The 6000-nt window shown below is 58.9% G+C and carries 9 protein-coding genes; 4 read left to right on the plus strand and 5 right to left on the minus strand.

All coding sequences use genetic code 11. The features are described 5' to 3' along the window. The first annotated feature begins 50 nt into the window (after positions 1-50). Complete coding sequence (locus ACO0LO_RS19600; protein ID WP_422966526.1) at positions 51-236, plus strand: hypothetical protein; 186 nt, start codon at positions 51-53, stop codon at positions 234-236. A 157-nt stretch (positions 237-393) separates the two neighbouring features. On the opposite strand, the gene ACO0LO_RS19605 is transcribed toward ACO0LO_RS19600, so the two are convergent. Genes ACO0LO_RS19605 through modA form a run of 3 tightly spaced genes read right to left on the minus strand, consistent with a single transcriptional unit; the run spans position 394 to position 2571 of the window. Then, complete coding sequence (locus ACO0LO_RS19605) at positions 394-1104, minus strand: sulfate/molybdate ABC transporter ATP-binding protein (RefSeq protein ID WP_422966528.1); 711 nt, start codon at positions 1102-1104, stop codon at positions 394-396. After that, positions 1101-1772 carry a molybdate ABC transporter permease subunit gene (modB, locus tag ACO0LO_RS19610; protein WP_422966530.1) on the minus strand — a complete coding sequence of 224 codons (672 nt, stop codon included), beginning with the start codon at positions 1770-1772 and terminating at the stop codon, positions 1101-1103. Before modB ends, ACO0LO_RS19605 begins: the two co-directional genes overlap by 4 nt. A gap of 31 nt (positions 1773-1803) precedes the next feature. After that, complete coding sequence (gene modA / locus ACO0LO_RS19615; protein ID WP_422966532.1) at positions 1804-2571, minus strand: molybdate ABC transporter substrate-binding protein; 768 nt, start codon at positions 2569-2571, stop codon at positions 1804-1806. A 253-nt stretch (positions 2572-2824) separates the two neighbouring features. Between modA and ACO0LO_RS19620 the strand changes: the two genes are divergently transcribed. Continuing rightward, complete coding sequence (locus ACO0LO_RS19620; RefSeq protein ID WP_422966534.1) at positions 2825-3220, plus strand: hypothetical protein; 396 nt, start codon at positions 2825-2827, stop codon at positions 3218-3220. A 62-nt stretch (positions 3221-3282) separates the two neighbouring features. On the opposite strand, the gene ACO0LO_RS19625 is transcribed toward ACO0LO_RS19620, so the two are convergent. Beyond that, positions 3283-3978: a VIT1/CCC1 transporter family protein gene (locus ACO0LO_RS19625; protein ID WP_422966536.1), complete on the minus strand. Its 696-nt coding sequence runs from the start codon at positions 3976-3978 to the stop codon at positions 3283-3285. Between the two features lie 241 nt (positions 3979-4219). On the opposite strand from ACO0LO_RS19625, the gene ACO0LO_RS19630 reads away from it, so the two are divergent. Beyond that, entirely contained in the window at positions 4220-4912 is a 693-nt protein-coding gene (locus tag ACO0LO_RS19630; protein ID WP_422966538.1) for a VIT1/CCC1 transporter family protein, read from the plus strand. Positions 4913-5255: 343 nt separating this feature from the next. After that, a complete protein-coding gene (locus ACO0LO_RS19635) occupies positions 5256-5501 on the plus strand; it encodes a hypothetical protein (RefSeq protein ID WP_422966540.1) in 246 nt (81 codons plus the stop codon). Between the two features lie 152 nt (positions 5502-5653). Here the strand turns inward: ACO0LO_RS19635 and ACO0LO_RS19640 are convergent. Continuing rightward, on the minus strand, positions 5654-6000 hold a 347-nt coding region (locus tag ACO0LO_RS19640), incomplete at its 5' end, for an FAD-dependent oxidoreductase (protein WP_422966542.1).

The following is a 6000-nucleotide window of genomic DNA, read 5'->3' on the forward strand; positions in this document are numbered from 1 at the left end:
AAACCCCGCTTTATTTTTACTTCTCTTTTTGAAAGAAACAGCCCTGCCCCATGATCATTTCCAAGCAAAGAATCATCAGCGAATACGAGCGTGAATATGAACGTTTAAGCCATCACCATCCAGCCCGCCGCGAACACGCGCTGCAGGCCGCCGCGCAGGCACTCGGCATTGCGGAACAGCTCATCGCGGAAACGCTGGACGAAGCCGAACTCCTGGATAGCCTGGAGTTTGCATAACAGCGTGTCATTCACATGTCATTACCGTGCCTAACAAGCTTACCTCGAACCCGTATTGAGCCGCATTGGCTCAATGCGGGGTCGGCGTTGGCTTAGTTGGCTTAGTTGGCCTACCGTGCCGGTGGTCCGGCGAGGTTACACTGACCTTACACCTACGTTACGCCACGTCCGCAGCGTTGCCGGGCGCTTCATTATTTTCCTGAATGCGGCCATCGCGGATTTCCAGCACCTCATCACCGAACAGGCGCACGTCTTCGCTGTCGTGCGTGATCATGATCAGCGGGATATGCACGCGCGAACGCAGCTCTATCAGCTCGTGCCGCATGCGGTTGCGCAGCTTGGGGTCCAGTGCGCTGAAGGGTTCATCCAGCAGCAAGGCCTGCGGGTCGCTGACCAGCGCGCGGGCCAGTGACGTGCGCTGTTGCTGCCCGCCGGACATCTGGTGCGGATACTGGCCGGCTACCGCTTCCAACTCAAACACTTTCAGCCAGTGCGCGACGCGTTCATCGAGCACATGCTTGCCGGGATTGCGCCAGCCCTTGTGCAGGCCGAAGCTGATGTTCTGCTGCACGTTCAGGTGCGGGAACAGCGCATAGTTCTGGAACAGGAAGCCGGTCTTGCGCGCCTGCGGCGCCAGGTTGATGCCACAGCTGCTGTCGAACAGAACGTTGCCGTTCAGCTGTATGCTGCCGCTGTCCGGCGTCAGCAGGCCGGCGATGGATTGCAAGGTAATGCTCTTGCCCGCGCCGGAGGGGCCGTAGATCACGAGGCTGTCGCTGCTGGACACAAAACTGACGGCCAGCGCGAACTCGCGCTTCTCGCTTTTTAATACGGTGCGGATATCGACCGCTATCCTGAAAGCTGTCATCGCGAAACCACCTGCCCCGGTGCCAGGCGCCCCGCCGCCAGCAGGATGGCGATGCAGGTGACGGAGGTAATCAGCACCAGCATGCCGGCCTCATCATCTTGGCCGGCCTGCACTGCCTCATATACGGCAATGGACAGGGTCTGCGTCTTGCCGGGTATGCTGCCGGCCACCATCAGCGTGGCGCCGAACTCGCCCATGGAACGCGCAAACGCCAGCAAGGCGCCGGACAGAATGCCGCGCCACGCCAGCGGCAAGGTAATGCGAAAAAAAATCGCTGCTTCGGAAATACCCAGCACGCGGCCGGCTTTTTCCAGCTGCGGATCCACCACTTCAAACGCCGCCCGGGCGGCCTTGAACACCAGCGGAAACGCCACTACCGCCGAGGCGATTACGGCACCCTGCCACGTAAAAATGAGATTGATGCCGAACTGGCTCTGCAGCCAACCCCCTATCGGCCCTTTGCGGCCGAGCAGCACCAGCAGGTAATAGCCCATGACGGTGGGAGGCATCACCATCGGCAGCGTCAGGATGGCATCGGCCACGTCCTTGCCGGGAAATTTGCCGCGCGCCAGCAGATAGCCGGTGGCCGTGCCGGTCACCAGGCAGATGCCGGTAGCCCATAGCGCAACAGTAAGCGACAGCGACAAGGCCGTCCAGGTTGGACCCATGAAAAATTCCAAGAGGTAAAACTTCAGGATATCAGGGTTTGCTGAAACCGTATTTGGCGAAGATAGCCTGTGCTTCCGGTGTCAATGTGAAATCAACAAACTGCGCGGCTTCCACTGCATTGGCAGAAGCGGCAGTGGCGGCGATGGGATAGGTGATCGGCTTTTGTGTCGGCACGGTCAGCGCTACCTTGACCTTGTCGCGCTGTATCGCCGCGTCGGTGCCATAGACAAAGCCTGCATCCACTTCCGCGCGGGCGACATAATCCAGGCTCTGGCGCACGTTTTGCGCCATGATCATCTTGCCTTCCAGCGCGCTCCAGGCGCCGGCGGCTTCCAGCACCTCCTTGGTGTAGCGACCGACAGGCACGCTGGCAGGGTTGCCGATGGCAATCTTTTTAAAGCCGGGCTGTTTCAGGTCGGCCAGCGATTTGACGGCTGCGCTGCTGTCGCTGGGAAGGATGACGACCAGGGTGTTGCCGACGAAATTCTTGCGCGTGGAGGCGGTGATCAGTTTTTGCGTCTCTGCCTTGTCCATGGTTTCCTGGTCGGCGGAAGCAAACACATCCACCGGGGCTCCCTTGGCGATCTGCTGCAGCAAGGTATCGGAAGAGGCGAAGTTGTATTGCAGCTTGGTCGCCGGATGCCTGGACTGGAAAGCCGTGCCGATTTCCTTGAAGGCATTGGTCAGGCTGGCGGCGCCGGACACGATCAGGTCGCCTGCTTGCGCCTGGGGAATAGCAAACATCATGGACAGCGATGCTGCAAGAGCGAATGCCAGGCCGGTTTTTTTGACGATCATGATAGGTATCCGTGTGATGAAATAAACGAGGAAAGCAGCTGCCCGGAAAGCGATGGGCCAAAAGCGCAATATATATAAAAACATAGCGCTTTGCAATCAGGGCAAACCGCGACGCTCAGGGGCCAGCCACGCCGGAGGGCCGCTTGCGGTACACTGGAGGAATATTTCACTCATTGCAGCAATGCATGGCGGCACATATTGCGACCGGTATGTGCATGCGGCGTCAATTCATGTTTCAGGTAAAGGTTTTATTGTGACGGAGCTTCCCAAACTGGACTATGCGGCATTGGCTGCATTGGCCCAACAGTCCGCCGGCATCACTGCCGCCTGCGCTTGCGGTACAGTCAGCCTGGATGGCTGGATTAGCGTCCCGCTGTCGCTGGATGAAGAAAACCTGCAAGATATCGGCACGCTGCTGGAAGACCCGTACGCGGACCCGACCTTTACCGAATTCCATCCGGCAGGCACCCGCTACGATGCGCCGGATGCACCCATCGCACCGCGTTATTTCCCGTATAACCGCTGTACCGTCGCGCAATGCAAGAATTGCGGGCGCCATTATCTGCGCTATACCGAGGCCGGCGGCTATTTTGTGGACCGCCGGATACGCCAGCTGTCTTCACGCCTGCTGGTGGACGCGCCGCTGTAATACTGCTGTAACGCCACTATAGTGTCGTGCCGGCTCAAGCTGACAAGCCCAGGCCAGCATGCTCACAGCGTTGCCCCGAACAGGGCGCCTGCCCCAATTGCTACGCCCATGGACAGTGCGCTCCAGAAAGTCACGCGCAGCACGCCCTTCTGCACATCGGCGCCGCCCGCCCTGGCGGCCAGGCCCCCCAGCACCGCCAGGAACAACAGCGACGCCACCACGACCGCCGGGCTGGGATTGGTTGGCGGCGCCAGCGCAATGGCCAGCAAAGGCAAGGCCGCGCCGATGGAAAAACTCAGCGCAGACGCCATTGCCGCCTGCAAGGGCCTGGCACTCAGGGCTTCCGTGATACCCAGTTCATCCCTGGCCAGCGCGCCCAGCGCGTCGTGCTCTATCAGCTTGGCCGCCACTTTCTCCGCCAGCGCAGGGTCAAGGCCGCGGCCGATGTAAATATCCGCGAGCTGGTAAAGCTCGCTTTTGGGATGGCTGCTCAATGCCGCGCGCTCTTGCGCCAGTGCCGCCTGTTCGGCATCCAGCTGCGACTGCACCGACACATACTCCCCGGTTGCCATCGACATCGCGCCGGCCACCAGCCCCGCTGCCCCCGCCACCAGGATGCTGCTGTGCGAAGCCTGCGACGCCGCCACGCCCAGCACCAGGCTGGCGGTGGAAACGATGCCGTCATTGGCACCCAATACCGCCGCGCGCAGCCAGCCTATGTTTTCCAGTTTGCTGTGCTGTGCCTGCGCCTTCTCCATGGCTTTTCTCCTCGGGCTAAGTTGCTGAGTCTATCCGTGTATGCGCCTTTATTCTACCCGGCGGCCATGCCGGCCAGCAATCTCCCTTGAGGCATGGGCGCCACCTGTATAAATCCTGCCAGAATCGCCAATGCATCTGCTGATAGAATGAACCGAGGCTCAGTCCAGGCCGCCGGGCTGCCCCCTTTTTTTGGTCGGTAAAGCCGCCTTACCATGCGCATCAGCAAAGAACAGGAAATGTATGGCAGACCCGCAACAGGAAAACAAGCTGGAAAATTTTGCCTGGCTGCGCGCCGCCGTGCTGGGCGCCAACGACGGCATCGTCTCCACCTCCAGCCTGATCCTCGGCGTGGCCGCTTCCCATGCGCAGCACAGCAGCATCCTGATTTCCGGCATTGCCGGCGCGGTATCCGGCGCCCTGTCGATGGCCGTCGGCGAATATGTGTCCGTGCAATCGCAGGCGGATTCCGAAGCAGCCGCGCTTAAATCAGAACATGCAAAGATCCGCGCCAACCCCAAGGATGAACACCAGGAACTGGCCGACATCTATATCCAGCGCGGTATTGAGAGCGGCCTGGCCGCCCAGGTCGCCAGACAGCTGATGGAACACGATGCGCTGGGCGCCCATGCCAGGGACGAACTGGGCATCACCGGCACCTTCAGCGCCAAACCCCTGCTCGCCGCCTCCTCCTCCCTTGCCAGCTTCGCCGCCGGCGCGTCGGTGCCGCTGCTGGAGGCTTTGCTGGTGCCGGAAGATGCCTTGCTGCCTGTGGTTGCTGTTGGCTCATTAATACTGCTGATGATACTCGGTGCAGCCGCCGCCAGGACCGGCGGCGCCAATGTGTTGCGGGGCAGCTTACGGGTGGGGTTATGGAGTTCTATTGCTATGGGGATTTCGGCGGGGGTTGGGGTGTTGCTGGGGGGCCTTGCTTAGGCCTTTTAGCGTGCTTGATGGCGTTCTTGATGTGTTTTCGGATTGCTGGTCGGAGGTAGCCCGACAGCTACTCACTTTATTTTGCTTCGTCAAAATAAAGTAAGCAAACAAAAGACGACCGCAGACTTGCCCTTCGGGTGATGGCGGCAAGCACCATCACATTTTGTGCATGACAAAAAATGGGAAACAGACGAAACTCGCCTGCGGCTCAAACAACGTCTGTTTCTGTTCCATTTTCTGTCACGCACAAAATGCTGCGTCCCCAGCGGATTTAAGGTCAAAAACAGCCGCAACCAGATTCTCCAATTTTTGAAGAAAATAATCTTTTCATAGATAAATCAGCATGTTACATCATCGGTTTTGTTTTGACGTTGCAGTTGCAGTTGCAGTTGCAGTTGCAGTTGCAGTTGCAGTTGCAGTTGCAGTTGCAGTTGCAGTTGCAGTTGCAGTTGCAGTTGCAGTTGATTTTGACCTTCACCCGCTCGGGACGCTGCATTTTGCGCTTCGCAGAAAATGGATTAGAAAGGAACGTTGTCTGAGCGCAGCGAGTTTCGTTCCTTTCCCATTTTTTGCGATGCGCAAAATGTGATGACGCTTGCGTCATCACCCGTAGGGCAAGTCTGCGGTCGCCTTCTTTTTGCTTACTTTTTCTTGGCGAAGCAAGAAAAAGTGAGTAGCCGCCGGGCTACCCCCGGCCTGCAATCACAAAGAACCACTGAACCGGAAAAACCAATCAAACCACTAATTCTCCAAAAACCTCTGCGCATCCAATGCCGCCATACACCCGGTACCCGCACTGGTAATCGCCTGGCGGTAGATATGGTCCTGCACGTCGCCGGCGGCAAATACGCCGGGGATGCTGGTGGCGGTGGCCATGCCTTCGAGGCCGGTTTTGGTCTTGATGTAGCGGTTGTGCATGTCGAGCTGGCCGTCAAAAATGCTGGTGTTGGGCTTGTGGCCGATGGCAATGAACAGGCCGTGCAGCGTGACGTCGGTGACGGCATTGTCGGCGGACTTGATCCTGATGCCGGTGACGCCGGTTTCGTCGCCGATGACTTCATCCAGGGTGTGGTTCCATTTGACCTCGA

It is taken from the genome of Undibacterium sp. TJN25, assembly GCF_049339885.1.
Lineage (GTDB): Bacteria > Pseudomonadota > Gammaproteobacteria > Burkholderiales > Burkholderiaceae_D > Undibacterium.